The organism is Enterobacter sp. JJBC, assembly GCF_036936505.1.
In the GTDB taxonomy this organism is placed as follows: domain Bacteria; phylum Pseudomonadota; class Gammaproteobacteria; order Enterobacterales; family Enterobacteriaceae; genus Enterobacter; species Enterobacter hormaechei_C.
In genome coordinates this window covers 2,928,735-2,945,919 of sequence record NZ_CP136935.1, presented here as the reverse complement: position 1 = coordinate 2,945,919, position 17,185 = coordinate 2,928,735, and the positions used below count along the sequence as shown (strand labels likewise).

Genomic DNA, 17,185 nt, shown 5'->3' with positions numbered 1-17,185 from the left:
GTATCCTTACGCCTCCTGCTCCACCAGCTCTGCCTCCGCTTCCCGCGCCCCTTCATTCTGCGACAGCATCGCCGTCGCAATCCCGTTCCCCAGCACGTTAATGGCGGACCGTCCCATATCCAGGAAATGATCAATCCCCATCAGCAGCAGGATCCCGGCCACCGGAATGTTAAAGCTCGGAATGGTTGCCGCCAGCACCACCAGCGACGAGCGCGGTACACCCGCAATGCCTTTCGAGGCCAGCATCAGCGTTAACATCAGCACCGTCACCTCGGTGAAACTCAGGTGAATGTTGTACGCCTGGGCGATAAACATTGAGGCGAACGAGCAGTAAACCATGGAGCCGACCAGGTTAAACGAGTAGCCGATCGGCAGGACGAAAGAGGCGATATTCCGTGAACAGCCGAAGCGCGCTAACTGCTCCAGCGTTTTCGGGTATGCCGCTTCAGAGCTGCTGGTGGTAAACGCGACCAGCACCGGATCTTTCAGCATCGCCACCAGACGAAAAATCTCTTTTTTCAGCACCATGTAACCTACCGCCAGCAATACCAGACAGGTCAGAAGGATCGCCACATAGTAACCGCCAATAAACGAGGCATAGTTCAGCAAAATGCCCAGCCCCTGGGTGGCAATGACGGACGAAATTGCGGCAAAAATGGCCAGCGGCGCAACGTACATCACGTAGCCCGTCACCTTCAGCATAATGTGGGAGACCACATCCAGCGCCGCGACCAGCGGGGCGTTGAATTTTTGGCCCAGTGACGCGCCGCCAATGCCGAAGAACATCGAGAAGACCACAATTTGCAGGATCTCATTGTTCGCCATCGCGCCGGCAATGCTGGTTGGAATGGTGTGTGACAGGAAGGCTTTCAGCGACATCCCACTAACGGCCAGGCCGGTATCAACTGTCTCTGTGGGTATGCTCAGGTTCAGACCGCTGCCGGGTTGTTCAAGGGTAACAATAAACAGCCCCACCAGAATGGAAAGCACGGATGAGCTGATAAACCACACCATCGCTTTACCCCCGACGCGCCCAATCGTCGACGTTTCACCCAGCTTCATAATGCCCACCGTCAGGGTGCTGAACACCAGCGGGGCAATCACCATCTTAATCAGCCGCAGGAAAATATCGGTCAGTAGCGTAATGTTCTCCGACCAGGCCTGTATCGCGTCGGACGAAGCATACTCATGGATCGCCGCACCTGAAAGAATACCCGCCAGCATGAAAATCACGATGAAGAGCGTGAGTTTGTTTGCACTTGCCACAAAAAGATCCTCTATGCGCTAAAAGAGTTTCCTGCGTCGATGCATACAAAATTTTTATTTAAGCGCAGGAAAATATTCGAGGCATAAATTGAAGTAAAGCTGCGTGAGTTACAACTTGTTTTTAATTTTTATGAAATTCGTTGTTTTTATCATAACGATATATTGTGATGCAGATCACATTATACGCGATATATCCTCAGATTAAGCAAGAATAATGCCCGTTTTATTTTGCTAACTCTTTGTAATGTTTGTTAATAGTCTGTTAATTGGGGGCGGGTGTCTCACCTTCGTTGAAAGTGGTTGAAGCGTGAACCATAAACTAAATTCTCAGTAACCGCGCCGGGGAATGTTTAAGCGGGGCTAACATACTGAACAGTATGAATAAAATATGGCAAGCGGACCATTATTTCTTCTGGAGGGTGGTAAATGAAAAGAAAACTTCTTTTTATCTGCGCGGGTACACTGCTGACGGCGGCGACTGTCGGTCAGGCGCTGGCAGTCACCAGTAGCGGTACTATCGGGGCGACGCTGACGTTGACGAACGGTTGTTTGATCAACGGCTCGCCAACGCAAAACGGCATTAACTTCGGGACACTCGATTTCGGGACCCATCCTGCGACATTCTCCACCCTGACAACCCAGTTAACCGGGGCCAGCGGCGGAAATACCTTTACCATTCAATGTACCACTGCCAGTTACACGGTGGCGATCACCGGCAACACCAACGCGACCGCACCCGGAACCGTTGTCGGCACCCCCGGCACACCCGCCCGATATCTGGTGAACACCGCCAATGCGGCACAGGGCGTGGCATACAGCCTCTATAGCGACAGCGGGTACAACAACGTGATTGCTAACAACGCCGCGTTGCCCGTAGCTTCCACAGCGGGCGGGGTGAACAGCTATACCCTCTACGGGCGCATAACGGGCGGCGGCAATAGCGTAACGGTTGTACCGGGAACCTATACCGACACGATTAACGTCAGCGTCACCTACTGATTCAGCCATGAAGGCATTGTGTTTATGTCTGCGCGAAAGCGCAGAGGGCGTCGTGCACCCTTTTTTGGCCCTGATCGTCGGGCTGATGATGATCTGCGACGCCAGGGCGGTGACATCCCAGTCCTTCAGGGTGAGCGCGACGGTAGTACCAGGATGCTCGGTGAGTACCGGCACGGGCGGGCGCTTTGGGACGCTGGATTTTGGAACCCGCAATGGCGTGGACAACACGCCGGTCAGCACCAGCTTTGTCGCCGACGGCGCGTTGTCCATCGCCTGCACACCGGGTGTGGCGCTAAGTATGAGCATTAACGGCGGTCAGAATTATAGCTCTGTGAGGCGGATGACGCGTTCAGGCGGGACAGAGGTGGTCGGTTACCGGCTCTACAGCAGCAGCTCACTGGCCGCGAACAGTGAAATTGGCGTTAACCAGGCCATACCGATTACCTATACCAACAGCAATAACATCGCGCTGCCTCTTTTTGGCGTCGCGCTCCTGACGGGGTTTAGCCTGCCGGGAACATATTCAGATCAACTCACCGTGACCTTGTCATGGTAGGAAAGGGAGAACATCGATGAAGCCATTTTTCAGGCGATCAGGCCTGGTGGGTCTGTTGGGGGCAACGGCTCTGGCAGCGGGCCAGGCGCAGGCAGCGGCAACCATTCTTTTGTGGCCCATCGATCCGTGGCTTTCGGCAGAGGCCAGAGCAACTGAATTGTGGATCCAGAATCAGGGCAACAGCGCCACGACAATGCAGATACGCATTGTGCGCTGGAAACAGGAGGGCGGATATGAGCGTTACACCGCCCAGCAGGATGTGGTCGCCAGCCCGCCGATCGTGACTATCGCTAAAGGCAGTAAACAGCTTATTCGCCTGATCAAGCAGGGGACGATCCCGTCGGGGGTTGAGCAGGCCTACCGCATTATTGTGGATGAAATTCCCCAGCCGGATGCCAAAGCGGAACCGTCCATGGGCCTCAAACTGCAAATGCGCTATTCGATTCCTTTATTTGTTTATGGGCAGGGGATCCCCACCCTCAACGAAGGGGCACACCACGCGCTGGCGAACACCCAACAGCTGAGCTGGCGGGTCATTCAGGAGGGGGGGAAACCCGCGCTTCAGGTCCGTAATCAGGGGGATGTTCACGTCCGGCTCAGCCAGGTTGCGGTTGAGCAGGGCGGGCAAAAACGCACGGTTGCCGAGGGGCTGCTGGGTTATGTGCTGCCAGGCAGCACCCGAAGCTGGCCGCTTCCGGCAGGGATTTATCAGCCGAACCGGATGAGCGCGCAAATTAATGCCAGGGATACGCAATGGCAATCGACGCCCGTCAACTGAAACCGGCGATGATGATCCTGCTTTGCGTCAGTACCAGCGCCTTTGCCGAAACCGGTGACGACAGTTTACCGCCGCCGCCGGATGCACGGACGATGAACGGCGAAGCAGTATTCCAGCTCGCCCTGGTGCTGAACCACTATGACACGGGTCTGGTGGTGCCGGTGACGCAGCGCGAGGGCGCCTGGTTTATTTCGGGCGCGGATTTGCTCCGCGCCGGGCTGCCGCCCGCGCATGTGCCTGCCGGAGAGGTGAATCTCTCGACGCTTACGTCGGTACGCGCAGAGTATGACAGCACGGCCCAGCGTCTGTTGCTGACGGTCCCCCGGGACTGGGTCGCCGCGCGGATCACGCCGTTCAGCGAACAGAACACGCATAGCAAGCCGCACTATGGCCGCGGCGCGCTGCTCAATTACGACGTTTATACCAACCATTCCGAGCACACGGGCGGCCAGGCGTCGGTCTGGCACGAGTTCCGCTATTTCAATGAGGATTATTCGTTTTCATCGACGGGTTACGCCCGGCAGAATTTCACCGGTAACAGCGGGCAGCAGGAAGGGTACGTGCGCTACGACTCAACGTTTCTGATCACCAACGAGGAAGATGCCACCACCTGGACCGTCGGGGACGTCATCAGCGATGCGCTGAGCTGGAGCACCAGCGTGCGCATGGGCGGGATCAGCTACGGGCGCGACTTCTCCCTGCGTCCTGATCTGGTGACCTGGCCGCTGCCGGCGTTTTCCGGCGAGGCGGCTGTCCCGACCTCGGTCGATCTCTTTATTAATGGCTACCGTTCCGGCTCCACCCGCCTTCAGCCGGGGCCGTTTACCCTCACCAATCTGCCGTATATCAACGGTGCCGGGGATGCGGTGCTGGTTACCACTGATGCGCTGGGTCGTCAGGTGAGTACCACGCTGCCGTTTTATGTCAGCAGCGATCTGCTTAAGCAGGGGTTAAGCGACGGCGCCGTGACGCTGGGCAGCCTGCGGCGTAACTACGGTATTGAGAATTTTGACTATGGCCCGGCGGCGGGCAGCGGATCGTATCGCTACGGGGTGACCGACTGGCTGACGCTGGAGGGGCATGCGGAAGGGGCGGAGTCGCTGGCGCTCGGCGGAGCGGGCACGGTGCTGAAGCTCGGGCGTTTTGGCGTGGTAAATACCTCGTGGACCCAAAGCCGCATGCGCGGCGATAGCGGCGGCCAGATAAACTGGGGCTATCAGTACAACACCAGCGAGTTTAGCGTAGCGACCCAGCATACCCGGCGCGACCGTGGCTTCGGCAACCTCGCCCTGTACGATCAGCCCACCGTTTATGATGAAAATGATAACCCCGTTGCCAGCCTGAGCCGCAATACCGACCAGTATTCCTTAACCTTTAACCTCGGCGGTTACGGCAATATCGGCGCGGCGTGGATCGGGGTTGAAAGTTTTGACAGCAAAAAAACTGAGCTGCTCAACCTCTCCTGGAGCCGTAATTTGTGGGGCTCAAGCAGTATTTATCTGGCTGCCAGCCGTGACCAGCAGCGGGGCGACTGGACGGTTGCGCTGTCGTTGCAGGTTCCCCTCGGCGAACGTGACAGCGCCGCCGTCACTTTTGAAAACACCCCTGACGCAGGCAGCACTCAACGCATTAACTACAACCACTCGATGCCTTCAGACGGCGGCTTTAGCTGGAACATGGCCTGGGCCAACCAGTCGCGGTCGAGTAACTATCAGCAGGCCACGCTCGGCTGGCGGAATAACAACGTGGAGCTACAGGGCGGCGGCTATGGTGAGAAGGGCATGATGACCTGGTGGGGCGAGGCGATGGGTTCTGTCGTGCTGATGGACGGTGAGCTGTTTGCGGCGAACAAAATCAACGATGCGTTTGTGGTGATCAGCACCGATGGACATCCGGATGTTCCCGTCAGCTACGAAAACCAGCCGGTCGGAAAAACCAATAACAAAGGCTATCTGCTGGTGAGCGGCGTTTCCGCCTATTACCCGGCAAGCTACCGCATTGATACCCTGAACTTACCTGCGGATACCCGGCTGAAAGAGACCGAGCGTCGGGTGGCGATTCGTCGGCATAACGGTTATCTGGTGGATTTCCCGATGGAGCAGGAGCGGGTTGCCAGCGTCATTCTGCACGATGCGCAGGGCAATGCGATCCCGGTGGGAAGCCAGGTCAGACGCGCATCCCGCAGCAGCGCGGTTGTCGGCTATGACGGCCTCGCCTGGCTGGAAAACCTCAACGATGTGAATCCGCTTGAGGTCATCACCCCGGAGGGTAAACGCTGTACGGCAACGCTGACCGTTGGTGCAAACCCTGAGCATAAGCTGCAAACCTACGGTCCGCTGACCTGTCGGGAGGCGCCGTGAGACGCCTGTTAATCGCGCTTCTCCTGCTGTGCTCCGGCGGCAGCTGGGCGGCCTGTACCGTCAGTACGGTGAATGCCTCGTTTGGCAGCGTCACCTCGTTCGCACTCAGCGGCACCGGGGAAGTGGAAACGACGGGCACGCTGGTGGTGACCTGCGATACCGTTCTCAACCTGTTAACCAACGACTCGGTGACGCTGAATTACACTTCGGCATCCGTCTTTGCGAATAGCCGGGCGACCATGAAGCGTACGGACAACGCGGCTATTACCGATGTCATTCCTACGCGCCTGTGCGGGGCGTCCGGCTGCGGCGGAAACAGTGAAATACAAATCAGCAAAGCCTATACCTGGAGCGGAAACACGCTGCTCGGGCTGCTGGGTTCAAGGCGCTACAACATTCCCCTTTATTTCCGGACCGTAATGGGGCAGAACGTCACCGCCGGGCCGTATCAGGTGTTGTTAACGTTCAGCATTAACTACAACGTGTGCGCCGTTGGCGCGGTCGGAGCGTGCCTGACCCCGCAAACCGGCACGGCAACCACCTCGATCCTCCTCAACATGACCGTCACCAACGATTGCAGCACCATGACCACGCCGGACGTGAATTTTAACAGCGCGCCGCTGGTGCAAAATTTTCCCACCGTTTCACAGTCGGTTGCCGTCACCTGTACCAAAGGCAGCACCTACACCATAGGCATTAATAATGGGGCAAATGCCCTGAACAACGTGCGTCGTATGGTCAGCGGCAGCAACTTCATGAGTTACGACATCTACAAAGAGGCGACCAGCAACCGCTGGGGTAGCAGCGGCAGCGAGCGCTGGGCCAGCGCCAGCTCATCGCAGGTCAGTACGGACGGGCTTTTACGTACCTACAACTACACCGCCAAAGTTCTGACCAGCCAGGCCACGCCGCCTGCCGGAACCTACACCGACACGCTGATTGTCGACGTCGCATTCTGACTCCCGCGCTTTTCCCTTTCGCAAATGTAAAGTTCCTGTGGCCTGTGCCGATAACACCGTTAATAAATCTATGAGAAGGTGTTGTATGTTGAACCGTATCCGCGTTGTCACAATGCTTATGATGGTGCTGGTCATTTTCGCACTTCTTCAGCTTACTTCTGGCGGCCTCTTTTTCTCGTCGTTAAAACAGAACCAGGACAGCTTCGCGGCCTCGAACGATTTGCGAATGCAGCAAAGCGAACTGACCACGACCTGGGATCTGATGTTGCAGACGCGTATCAACCTGAGCCGCTCGTCTGCCCGCATGATGATGGACCCAAATAACCAGCAGAGCAGCGCAAAAACGGAACTGCTGAAGAATGCGCGCGCCACGCTGGCAGACGCGGCGAAACATTACGACGCCTTCAAAAAAATCGCCCCTCAGCCGGCAATGGCGCAGGCGAGCGCGAACATAGATGAAAAATATCAGGCCTACTTCGCCGGCCTCACGGAGCTGGTGCAGTTCCTGGAGAAGGGCAATATGGACGCCTATTTCGCGCAGCCGACCCAGGGAATGCAGAACGCCCTCGGCGCGGCGCTCGGCGAGTACGCTAAAGCCAGCGGCGAGCTTTATCACTCCGCGTTCACGCAAAGCCAGAACGACTACCGTTTCGCGAAATGGCAGATGGCGGTTCTCGCCCTCGCGCTGGTCATAGTGCTGGTGGCCGTGTGGTACGGCATTCGTCATATCCTTCTTAACCCGCTTGGCCGCGTCATTGCCCATATCCGTGATATTGGCCGGGGCGATCTCACGAAAACGCTGTCCGTTTCTGGCCGCAATGAGATCACCGAGCTGGCAACCAGCGTCGACCATATGCAGCGTTCGCTGATTGATACCGTCGCCAACGTGCGCGAGGGGGCGGATGCCATCTATACCGGCACGAGTGAAATCGCGATGGGCAACAACGATCTTTCGTCCCGTACCGAACAGCAGGCGTCCGCTCTGGAAGAGACGGCGGCCAGCATGGAGCAGCTCACCGCGACCGTGAAGCAGAATGCCGACAACGCCCGTCAGGCGTCGCAGCTTGCAGAAAGCGCGTCCGACACCGCCCAACGCGGCGGTCGGGTGGTCGACGGCGTGGTGAAAACCATGCATGACATTGCCGACAGCTCGAAGAAAATCGCCGACATCATCAGCGTTATCGACGGCATCGCCTTCCAGACCAACATCCTGGCGCTGAACGCGGCCGTTGAAGCGGCGCGTGCGGGCGAGCAGGGCCGCGGGTTTGCCGTAGTCGCCGGCGAAGTGCGTAACCTCGCCAGCCGCAGCGCCAATGCGGCGAAAGAGATCAAAGCTCTGATTGAAGACTCTGTTTCACGCGTGGATACCGGCTCGGTGCTGGTGGAAAGTGCGGGTGAAACCATGAATGACATCGTGAATGCCGTGACGCGCGTGACGGACATCATGGGTGAAATCGCCTCTGCATCGGATGAGCAGAGTCGTGGTATTGACCAGGTCGCCCTGGCGGTATCGGAAATGGATCGTGTGACGCAGCAAAACGCCGCCCTGGTGCAGGAGTCCGCTGCCGCGGCCGCTGCGCTGGAGGACCAGGCGAGCCGCCTGAAAATGGCCGTCTCGGCGTTCCGTCTTACTTCAAAAACAACAAATACGGTCAGCTCGCGGTCGGTGTACGGCGAAGCAGCCCCGGCGCCCGTGACAGCACGTACGCGCGCAGCGGTGACCGGACAAGATGAAAACTGGGAAACATTTTGACTGACAATTAAACCGCGGCTGCTTGCCGCTTGATGGGAGCGTGGATGTTAAATCGTATTCGTATCTCGACCACACTGTTTTTGATTCTGATCCTGTGTGGGGTTTTGCAGGTTGGCAGTAACGGGTTGTCTTTCTGGGCGTTTCGCGATGGCTATCAGAATTTGCAGGAAGTTGAGACGAGTAATCAGCAGCGCTCCGCACTGGCACAAACGCGTGCCGTGCTGTTGCAGGCAAGCACTGCGCTGAACAAAGCAGGGACGTTAACCGCGCTGAGCTATCCGCCGGAGGATATTAAGGCGCTGATGGTTGTGGCCCGCAGCAGCCTGAAGCAGGCCGACGCGCAGTTTAAGGCTTTTACGGCGCAGGAGGCGGTCAGTGAGAAAGAGAAAGCGCTCAAAGTCGCCATGAAAAAGACCTTTGATGTGTGGTACGGCGATCTCGACCATCAGGCGACGTGGCTGGAGAACAACCAGCTTTCTGACTTCCTGACCGCGCCGGTGCAGGCGTCTCAGGCGGCGTTTGACGACAGCTTTAACGCATGGCAGCAGGATATTAACCAGTTTGTGGCGCGTGCCGGTGCGGACAGCCGTACCAGTTACCGCATGTCAGGGGTGATATTCCTGACTATGGTAATCCTGGCGGCCCTGCTGACCGGCGGCTCGCTGTGGTGGTCGCGCAAAATGATCGTCCAGCCGCTGGCCATCGTCAGCAGTCACTTCGACAGTATTGCGAAGGGCGACCTGGCGCGTCCGGTGGCCGTGTATGGCAGGAATGAAATATCAGCGATTTTCGCCAGCCTGAAGGCGATGCAGAGTTCGCTGCGGGAAACGGTAAGCAACGTTCGCCAGGGCAGTTACGCCATGCATACCGGGATCTCCGAGATTGCGGCAGGCAATAACGACCTCTCTTCCCGCACTGAACAGCAGGCGGCATCGCTGGCGCAGACGGCGGCCAGCATGGAGCAGCTGACCGCGACGGTAAGCCAGAACGCCGATAACGCGCGTCAGGCGTCCGACTTGTCAAAACAGGCAGCGATGACGGCGAAACGTGGGGGCGATCAGGCTTCTCACGTTGCCAGCACGATGCAGGAGATTGCCGCCAGCTCGCAGAAAATTGGCGACATTATCAGCGTTATCGACGGTATCGCGTTCCAGACCAATATTCTGGCGCTGAACGCGGCGGTGGAAGCGGCGCGTGCCGGCGAGCAGGGGCGCGGGTTCGCGGTGGTTGCCGGTGAAGTCCGAAACCTCGCCAGCCGCAGCGCCAATGCGGCGAAAGAGATCAAAGGGCTGATAGAAGAGTCGGTCTCCCGCGTTCAGCAGGGCTCCGCGCTGGTGGATACCGCCGCGCAGACCATGCACGAGATAGTCACCTCCGTGACGCGGGTTAACGACATTATGGGCGAGATTGCCTCGGCGTCTGATGAACAACGCCGTGGTATTGAGCAGGTGGCGCAGGCCGTTACACAGATGGATCAGGTTACACAGCAGAACGCCTCACTGGTGGAAGAGGCGGCGGCTGCGACCGATCAGCTGGCAAACCAGGCGGATCACCTTACCGGGTTAGTCGCCGTATTTAATGTAAAAGAGCACGTTGAAGCAGTAACAGAAGTCGGACGGTCACAGGCCGTGCCCGTTGTATCCTGAATGTGATTGAGAAGGCGCTATGACATCACCCATGCCCTCAGGGCAAACGTCATTATTGTTGCAGATGACACAGCGCCTCGCGCTGTCCGACGCGCATTTTCGTCGGATATGTCAGTTAATCTACCAGCGTGCGGGGATCGTGCTTGCGGACCATAAGCGAGACATGGTCTACAACCGGCTGGTGCGGCGCTTGCGCACGCTGGGGCTGGACGATTTTGGCCGCTATCTGAGCATGCTCGAAGCGAACCAGAACAGCGCCGAATGGCAGGCATTTATCAACTCATTAACCACCAACCTGACCGCGTTTTTCCGCGAGGCGCATCACTTCCCGGTGCTGGCGGAACACGCCCGCCGCCGTGGCGGAGAGTATCGCGTCTGGAGCGCGGCGGCCTCTACCGGGGAAGAGCCGTACTCGCTGGCCATCACCCTGGCGGACACCCTGGGCATGGCGCCGGGTCGCTGGAAAGTATACGCCAGCGACATCGACACGGAAGTGCTGGAAAAAGCCCGTAACGGCGTTTATCGCCAGGATGAGCTGAAAACGCTGTCTCCCCAGCAGCTACAGCGTTACTTCATGCGCGGTACCGGCCCGCATGAAGGACTGGTGCGCGTACGCCAGGAGCTGGCGAACTGCGTGGAATTTGCCCCCGTTAATTTACTGGATAAGCAGTACAACGTGCCGGGGCCATTCGACGCCATTTTTTGCCGTAACGTGATGATCTATTTTGATAAAACGACGCAGCAGGACATTTTGCGTCGCTTTGTTCCGTTGCTCAAGCCTGACGGTTTACTGTTTGCCGGGCACTCGGAAAACTTCAGCAACCTCGTGCGTGAGTTTAGCCTGCGTGGGCAAACGGTATATGCGCTGAGTAAGGAAAAAGCATGAGTAAAATCAGGGTATTGTCTGTCGATGATTCGGCGCTGATGCGTCAGATCATGACCGAAATCATCAATAGCCACAGCGATATGGAGATGGTGGCGACAGCGCCCGATCCGCTGGTCGCGCGGGATTTAATCAAAAAATATAACCCCGACGTGCTGACGCTGGATGTTGAAATGCCGCGCATGGATGGCATCGATTTCCTGGAAAAATTAATGCGCCTGCGCCCGATGCCGGTGGTGATGGTGTCATCTCTGACCGGTAAGGGTTCAGAAATCACCCTGCGCGCGCTGGAGCTGGGGGCGGTGGATTTTGTCACCAAGCCGCAGCTCGGCATTCGCGAGGGGATGCTGGCGTACAGCGAGATGATCGCCGAGAAGATCCGCACCGCGTCCCGGGCGAAGCTTGCCGCGCATAAACCGACGGCAGCCCCGGCAACCCTGAAGGCGGGGCCGTTACTCAGCTCGGAAAAGTTGCTGGTGATTGGCGCGTCAACCGGAGGAACAGAGGCAATTCGCCATGTACTCCAGCCATTGCCGCTCTCAAGCCCGGGTATTCTGATTACGCAACATATGCCGCCGGGCTTTACCCGCTCGTTCGCGGAGCGCCTGAATAAGCTGTGCCAGATCAGCGTGAAAGAGGCGGAAGACGGCGAGCGCGTGCTGCCGGGTCACGCCTATATCGCCCCGGGTGACAAGCACATGGAGCTGGCGCGCAGCGGGGCGAACTATCAAATCAAAATTCATGACGGGCCGCCGGTTAACCGGCACCGTCCGTCGGTGGATGTGCTGTTTCATTCGGTGGCGAAACATGCGGGGCGCAACGCCGTTGGGGTGATCCTGACGGGGATGGGTAACGACGGCGCCGCCGGAATGCTTGCGATGCACCAGGCTGGCGCCTGGACGATTGCGCAGAATGAAGCAAGTTGTGTGGTGTTCGGCATGCCGCGCGAGGCCATCAATATGAGTGGCGTAAGCGAAGTGGTCGATCTTAGCCAGGTAAGCCAGCAGATGCTGGCGAAAATCAGTGCCGGACAGGCAATACGTATTTGACTCAGGAGTATTATTTTATGGCGGATAAAGAGCTTAAGTTTTTGGTTGTGGATGACTTTTCCACCATGCGTCGCATTGTGCGCAACCTGCTGAAAGAGCTGGGCTTCAACAATGTTGAAGAAGCAGAAGACGGGGTGGATGCGCTGAACAAGCTCCAGGCTGGCGGGTTTGGTTTTGTGATTTCCGACTGGAACATGCCGAACATGGACGGTCTCGAACTGCTGAAAACCATCCGCGCGGATGCAGGCATGGCCTCTCTGCCGGTGCTGATGGTGACCGCAGAAGCGAAGAAAGAGAACATTATTGCCGCTGCACAGGCGGGCGCAAGCGGCTACGTGGTGAAGCCATTCACCGCGGCGACTCTGGAAGAGAAGCTCGGGAAGATCTTCGAGAAACTCGGCATGTGAGGTGATGGATATGTTGCAACCTGCTATGAAACCCGTTGAAGAACATTCGCCGAGCGACATTATTGCCCGCATTGGTAGCCTGACCCGCATGCTGCGCGACAGCCTGCGTGAGCTGGGGCTGGACCAGGCGATCGCCGAAGCGGCGGAAGCCATCCCTGACGCGCGCGACCGTCTGGACTACGTCGTGCAGATGACCGCGCAGGCGGCCGAGCGTGCGTTGAACAGCGTTGAAGCCTCGCAGCCGCACCAGGATGCCATGGAGAAGGGTGCGAAAGCGCTGAGCAAACGCTGGGATGAGTGGTTTGAGAACCCTATTGAGCTGGCGGATGCCCGCGAACTGGTAACGGATACCCGTCAGTACCTGGGTGACGTGCCGGGCCACACCAGCTTCACTAACGCCCAGCTGCTGGACATCATGATGGCGCAGGATTTCCAGGACCTTACCGGCCAGGTGATCAAGCGCATGATGGATGTGATTCAGGAGATTGAACGTCAGCTGCTGATGGTGCTGCTGGAGAACATTCCGGAACCGGCTGCCCGTCCGAAACGCGAGAACGAAAGCCTGCTCAATGGTCCACAGCTTGACACCAGCAAAGCGGGCGTGGTGGCAAGCCAGGATCAGGTGGACGATCTGCTGGATAGCCTTGGTTTCTGATTGCCCGTTCTGCCTCAGGTCGTTAACGCGGCCTGAGGCAGCTCAGAACAAAAACAGCGAAAAGAGCCCGAATAAACGGGCTTTTCCCGCCATTGGATTTTCTCTGCGCTGGCATGATACCCGTGAATTAATGGGCTGCGAGCAGGCACAGTGGCAGAAGAGAACGACGACAAAACAGAAGCCCCCACACCCCACCGACTTGAAAAAGCCCGTGAGGATGGGCAGATCCCCCGATCCCGAGAGCTGACATCCCTGCTGATCCTGGTGGTGGGCGTCTGCATAATCTGGTGGGGCGGGGAGATGCTCGCCCGCAGACTGGCGGGAATGCTCTCTGCTGGCTTACGTTTTGATCACAGCATGGTCAATGACCCCAATCTGATCCTCATTCAAATCATCAACCTTGTGAAAAGCGCGATGATCGCCTTGCTGCCGCTGATCGCGGGCGTGGTCATCGTGGCCCTTGTTTCACCGGTCATGCTCGGTGGCCTGGTGTTCAGCGGTAAATCGCTGCAACCGAAATTCTCCAAGCTCAACCCGCTACCCGGTATTGCGAAAATGTTCTCCGCGCAAACCGGGGCTGAGCTTCTTAAAGCGATCCTGAAATCGCTTCTTATGGGCAGTACAGCCGGTTTTTTTCTGTGGCACCACTGGCCGGAGATGATGCGCCTGATCAGCGAGTCCCCGATGACGGCGATGAAAAATGCCCTGAACCTGGTCGGGTTATGCTCGCTGCTGGTGGTACTGAGCATTATTCCGATGGTGGCGTTCGACGTTATCTTCCAGATCTATTCCCATATCAAAAAGCTGCGAATGTCGCGTCAGGACATCCGCGATGAATATAAACAGATGGAAGGCGACCCCCACGTTAAGGGCCGTATCCGGCAGATGCAGCGTGCCGCCGCGCGTCGGCGCATGATGGAAGATGTGCCGAAAGCCGACGTCATCGTCACCAACCCGACCCACTACTCCGTGGCGCTTCAGTACGACGAAAACAAAATGAGCGCGCCGAAAGTGGTGGCGAAAGGGGCCGGGCTGATTGCGCTGCGCATTCGTGAAATCGCGACGGAAAACCGCGTACCGATCCTGGAAGCACCGCCGCTGGCCCGTGCGCTGTATCGCCACGCGGAAATTGGACAACAGATCCCGGGCCAGCTCTACGCCGCTGTCGCAGAGGTGCTGGCCTGGGTGTGGCAACTGAAACGCTGGCGTTTAGCGGGCGGTCAACGACCTGTAAAACCTGAGAACCTTCCGGTGCCTGAAGCACTGGATTTTTTGAACGAGAAGGACACTGATGGCTAATCTGGTGGCAATGTTGCGCCTGCCCGGCAACCTGAAATCGACGCAATGGCAGATCCTTGCCGGACCGATTCTGATCCTGCTAATTCTGTCGATGATGGTGCTGCCGTTACCGGCATTTATTCTCGACCTGCTTTTCACCTTCAACATTGCGTTGTCCATCATGGTGTTGCTGGTGGCGATGTTCACCCAGCGCACGCTGGAGTTCGCCGCGTTTCCAACGATCCTGCTGTTCACCACGCTGCTGCGTCTGGCGCTGAACGTTGCCTCCACGCGTATCATCCTGATGGAAGGGCACACCGGCGCGGCGGCGGCGGGCAAGGTGGTCGAAGCCTTCGGTCACTTCCTGGTGGGCGGCAACTTCGCCATCGGTATCGTGGTGTTCGTCATTCTGGTGATTATCAACTTCATGGTTATCACTAAAGGTGCGGGGCGTATCGCAGAAGTAGGCGCGCGCTTCGTGCTCGACGGGATGCCGGGTAAGCAGATGGCCATCGACGCCGACCTGAATGCCGGGCTGATCGCGGAAGATGAAGCGAAAAAACGCCGTGCCGAAGTGACCCAAGAGGCAGATTTCTACGGCTCCATGGACGGTGCGAGTAAGTTTGTGCGCGGTGACGCCATCGCGGGCATTCTGATCATGGTGATTAACGTCGTCGGCGGCCTGCTCGTCGGCGTGCTGCAACACGGCATGGACATGGGCCACGCAGCGGAAAGCTATACGCTGCTGACCATTGGTGATGGTCTGGTGGCGCAGATCCCGGCGCTGGTGATCTCCACCGCGGCGGGTGTGATTGTGACCCGCGTCAGCACCGATCAGGGTGTAGGCGAGCAGATGGTGGGGCAGTTGTTCAGCAACCCGCGCGTTATGCTGCTCTCCGCGGCGGTACTGGGCCTGCTCGGTATGGTGCCTGGCATGCCAAACCTGGTATTCCTGCTGTTTACTGCCGCGCTGCTGGGCCTTGCCTGGTGGATGCGTGGCCGTGAAACGCAGCCTAAGGCAGAGCCAGCGCCGGTCAAAATGCCTGAGAACACCCAGGCGGTGGAGGCCACCTGGAACGACGTTCAGCTCGAAGATTCGCTGGGGATGGAAGTGGGGTACCGCCTGATCCCGATGGTGGATTTCCAGCAGGATGGTGAACTGCTTGGCCGTATCCGCAGCATTCGTAAAAAATTCGCCCAGGATATGGGCTTCCTGCCGCCGGTGGTCCACATCCGGGACAACATGGATCTCCCGCCCGCGCGCTATCGCATCCTGATGAAAGGGGTAGAAATCGGCAGCGGTGATGCGTACCCCGGCCGCTGGCTGGCAATTAACCCGGGCACGGCCGCAGGCACGTTGCCGGGTGAGCAGACGACCGACCCGGCCTTTGGTCTGGCGGCAATCTGGATTGAGAGCGCTCTGAAAGAGCAGGCGCAGATCCAGGGTTACACGGTTGTTGAGGCCAGTACCGTGGTGGCGACGCACCTCAACCATCTGATTGGCCAGTTCTCTGCGGAACTGTTTGGTCGTCAGGAGGCGCAGCAGCTGCTCGACCGCGTAACGCAGGAGATGCCGAAGCTGACCGAAGATTTAGTGCCGGGCGTGCTGACCTTAACCACCCTGCATAAAGTGCTGCAAAACCTGCTCGACGAGAAGGTGCCCATTCGCGATATGCGTACCATCCTTGAGACGCTGGCCGAACATGCGCCGCTGCAAAGCGATCCGCACGAACTGACGGCGGTGGTACGCGTGGCGCTCGGACGCGCCATTACCCAGCAATGGTTCCCGGGAACCGGCGAAGTGCAGGTCATTGGCCTGGATACACCGCTGGAACGGCTGCTGCTTCAGGCGTTGCAGGGCGGTGGCGGGCTGGAGCCGGGTCTGGCGGACAGATTACTGGCGCAAACCCAGGAGGCGCTGGCGCGTCAGGAGATGCTGGGCGCGCCGCCGGTGCTGCTGGTGAATCATGCGCTGCGTCCGCTGCTGTCGCGCTTCCTGCGCCGGAGCCTGAACCAGCTGGTGGTGCTGTCGAATATGGAGCTGTCCGATAACCGCAATATTCGCATGACGGCGACCATAGGAGGGAAATAATGCGGAAGTGGCTGGGGATCTTACTTTTCCCGCTGGCGGCGCAGGCCGCAGGCGAGGGGGCATGGCAGGCCAGCAGTATAGGCTTAACGCTCAACCATCGCGGGGAGTCGATCTCCTCCCGTCCGTTGTCCGCCTCTGAGCCCGTGTCCGGGCAGATGACGCTGGTGGCCTGGAATTACACCCTGACGGGACCCACACCAGCCGGGTTGCGGGTGCGTCTGTGCTCGCTGACCCGCTGCGCGGAAATCGAGGGACAAAGTGGCACCACCCAGGCCTTCAACGGGGTGTCTGCTCAGGAGCCTTTACGCTTTATCTGGGAAGTGCCAGGCGGTGGACGTCTGATCCCGGCGCTGAAAGTTCAGCGCAACGAGGTGCTCGTCAACTACCGCTAACTGCCTGCCTTTTCACCAGTCTTCAGGCATTTCTGAAGGCTGGCTCGCAAAATTGACCTTCCCTTTTGATACAAAAGAAACGCTGTTTTATAAATCAGTGACACGCGTATTG

At 58.1% G+C, this 17,185-nt stretch carries 15 protein-coding genes; 14 read left to right on the top strand and 1 reads right to left on the bottom strand.

Translation table 11 applies throughout. The features are described 5' to 3' along the window. Positions 1–6: 6 nt before the first annotated feature. Positions 7–1,266, bottom strand: coding sequence for a dicarboxylate/amino acid:cation symporter (locus tag RY075_RS14240; RefSeq protein ID WP_003859700.1), 1,260 nt, complete (start codon positions 1,264–1,266; stop codon positions 7–9). A gap of 426 nt (positions 1,267–1,692) precedes the next feature. Between RY075_RS14240 and RY075_RS14235 the strand changes: the two genes are divergently transcribed. The 14 genes from RY075_RS14235 (at position 1,693) to RY075_RS14170 (ending at position 17,073) form a co-directional block, all read left to right on the top strand. Further along, positions 1,693–2,265, top strand: a complete 573-nt coding sequence (locus RY075_RS14235) for a spore coat protein U domain-containing protein (protein ID WP_003859701.1) — start codon at positions 1,693–1,695, stop codon at positions 2,263–2,265. A 7-nt stretch (positions 2,266–2,272) separates the two neighbouring features. Then, the gene (locus RY075_RS14230) at positions 2,273–2,821 is read left to right on the top strand and encodes a spore coat U domain-containing protein (protein ID WP_032609535.1); all 549 of its coding nucleotides are present in this window, start codon (positions 2,273–2,275) and stop codon (positions 2,819–2,821) included. A gap of 16 nt (positions 2,822–2,837) precedes the next feature. Beyond that, positions 2,838–3,599, top strand: coding sequence for a molecular chaperone (locus RY075_RS14225; RefSeq protein ID WP_045329898.1), 762 nt, complete (start codon positions 2,838–2,840; stop codon positions 3,597–3,599). Further along, positions 3,575–5,959, top strand: coding sequence for a fimbria/pilus outer membrane usher protein (locus RY075_RS14220; protein ID WP_022651453.1), 2,385 nt, complete (start codon positions 3,575–3,577; stop codon positions 5,957–5,959). Before RY075_RS14225 ends, RY075_RS14220 begins: the two co-directional genes overlap by 25 nt. After that, complete coding sequence (locus RY075_RS14215) at positions 5,956–6,918, top strand: spore coat U domain-containing protein (protein ID WP_022651452.1); 963 nt, start codon at positions 5,956–5,958, stop codon at positions 6,916–6,918. The genes RY075_RS14220 and RY075_RS14215 overlap by 4 nt, the downstream gene beginning before the upstream one ends. Before the next feature lie 85 nt (positions 6,919–7,003). Then, positions 7,004–8,671, top strand: a complete 1,668-nt coding sequence (gene tar, locus RY075_RS14210) for a methyl-accepting chemotaxis protein II (RefSeq protein ID WP_022651451.1) — start codon at positions 7,004–7,006, stop codon at positions 8,669–8,671. Between the two features lie 44 nt (positions 8,672–8,715). After that, positions 8,716–10,317 carry a methyl-accepting chemotaxis protein IV gene (tap, locus tag RY075_RS14205; protein ID WP_022651450.1) on the top strand — a complete coding sequence of 534 codons (1,602 nt, stop codon included), beginning with the start codon at positions 8,716–8,718 and terminating at the stop codon, positions 10,315–10,317. Between the two features lie 19 nt (positions 10,318–10,336). Continuing rightward, positions 10,337–11,203, top strand: coding sequence for a protein-glutamate O-methyltransferase CheR (gene cheR / locus RY075_RS14200; RefSeq protein ID WP_003859714.1), 867 nt, complete (start codon positions 10,337–10,339; stop codon positions 11,201–11,203). Beyond that, positions 11,200–12,249: a chemotaxis response regulator protein-glutamate methylesterase gene (locus tag RY075_RS14195; protein WP_058659450.1), complete on the top strand. Its 1,050-nt coding sequence runs from the start codon at positions 11,200–11,202 to the stop codon at positions 12,247–12,249. Before cheR ends, RY075_RS14195 begins: the two co-directional genes overlap by 4 nt. 17 nt (positions 12,250–12,266) lie before the next feature. Continuing rightward, entirely contained in the window at positions 12,267–12,656 is a 390-nt protein-coding gene (cheY, locus tag RY075_RS14190; RefSeq protein ID WP_000763862.1) for a chemotaxis response regulator CheY, read from the top strand. A 10-nt stretch (positions 12,657–12,666) separates the two neighbouring features. Then, on the top strand, positions 12,667–13,311 hold the full coding sequence (cheZ, locus tag RY075_RS14185; protein ID WP_003859718.1) for a protein phosphatase CheZ: 645 nt from the start codon (positions 12,667–12,669) through the stop codon (positions 13,309–13,311). A 150-nt stretch (positions 13,312–13,461) separates the two neighbouring features. Continuing rightward, positions 13,462–14,610: a flagellar biosynthesis protein FlhB gene (gene flhB, locus RY075_RS14180; protein WP_003859720.1), complete on the top strand. Its 1,149-nt coding sequence runs from the start codon at positions 13,462–13,464 to the stop codon at positions 14,608–14,610. After that, positions 14,603–16,681, top strand: a complete 2,079-nt coding sequence (flhA, locus tag RY075_RS14175; RefSeq protein ID WP_338627802.1) for a flagellar biosynthesis protein FlhA — start codon at positions 14,603–14,605, stop codon at positions 16,679–16,681. Before flhB ends, flhA begins: the two co-directional genes overlap by 8 nt. Next, entirely contained in the window at positions 16,681–17,073 is a 393-nt protein-coding gene (locus RY075_RS14170; RefSeq protein WP_048240552.1) for a flagellar protein FlhE, read from the top strand. Before flhA ends, RY075_RS14170 begins: the two co-directional genes overlap by 1 nt. Positions 17,074–17,185: the final 112 nt, after the last annotated feature.

What these genes read in the sequence shown, in the direction of transcription:
- RY075_RS14235 (WP_003859701.1), top strand. Translation starts at nt 1,693, where the DNA reads ATGAAAAGAAAACTTCTTTTTATCTGCGCGGGTACACTGCTGACGGCG.
- RY075_RS14230 (WP_032609535.1), top strand. Translation starts at nt 2,273, where the DNA reads ATGAAGGCATTGTGTTTATGTCTGCGCGAAAGCGCAGAGGGCGTCGTG.
- RY075_RS14225 (WP_045329898.1), top strand. Translation starts at nt 2,838, where the DNA reads ATGAAGCCATTTTTCAGGCGATCAGGCCTGGTGGGTCTGTTGGGGGCA.
- RY075_RS14220 (WP_022651453.1), top strand. Translation starts at nt 3,575, where the DNA reads ATGGCAATCGACGCCCGTCAACTGAAACCGGCGATGATGATCCTGCTT.
- tar (WP_022651451.1), top strand. Translation starts at nt 7,004, where the DNA reads ATGTTGAACCGTATCCGCGTTGTCACAATGCTTATGATGGTGCTGGTC.
- tap (WP_022651450.1), top strand. Translation starts at nt 8,716, where the DNA reads ATGTTAAATCGTATTCGTATCTCGACCACACTGTTTTTGATTCTGATC.
- cheR (WP_003859714.1), top strand. Translation starts at nt 10,337, where the DNA reads ATGACATCACCCATGCCCTCAGGGCAAACGTCATTATTGTTGCAGATG.
- RY075_RS14195 (WP_058659450.1), top strand. Translation starts at nt 11,200, where the DNA reads ATGAGTAAAATCAGGGTATTGTCTGTCGATGATTCGGCGCTGATGCGT.
- cheY (WP_000763862.1), top strand. Translation starts at nt 12,267, where the DNA reads ATGGCGGATAAAGAGCTTAAGTTTTTGGTTGTGGATGACTTTTCCACC.
- cheZ (WP_003859718.1), top strand. Translation starts at nt 12,667, where the DNA reads ATGTTGCAACCTGCTATGAAACCCGTTGAAGAACATTCGCCGAGCGAC.
- flhA (WP_338627802.1), top strand. Translation starts at nt 14,603, where the DNA reads ATGGCTAATCTGGTGGCAATGTTGCGCCTGCCCGGCAACCTGAAATCG.
- RY075_RS14170 (WP_048240552.1), top strand. Translation starts at nt 16,681, where the DNA reads ATGCGGAAGTGGCTGGGGATCTTACTTTTCCCGCTGGCGGCGCAGGCC.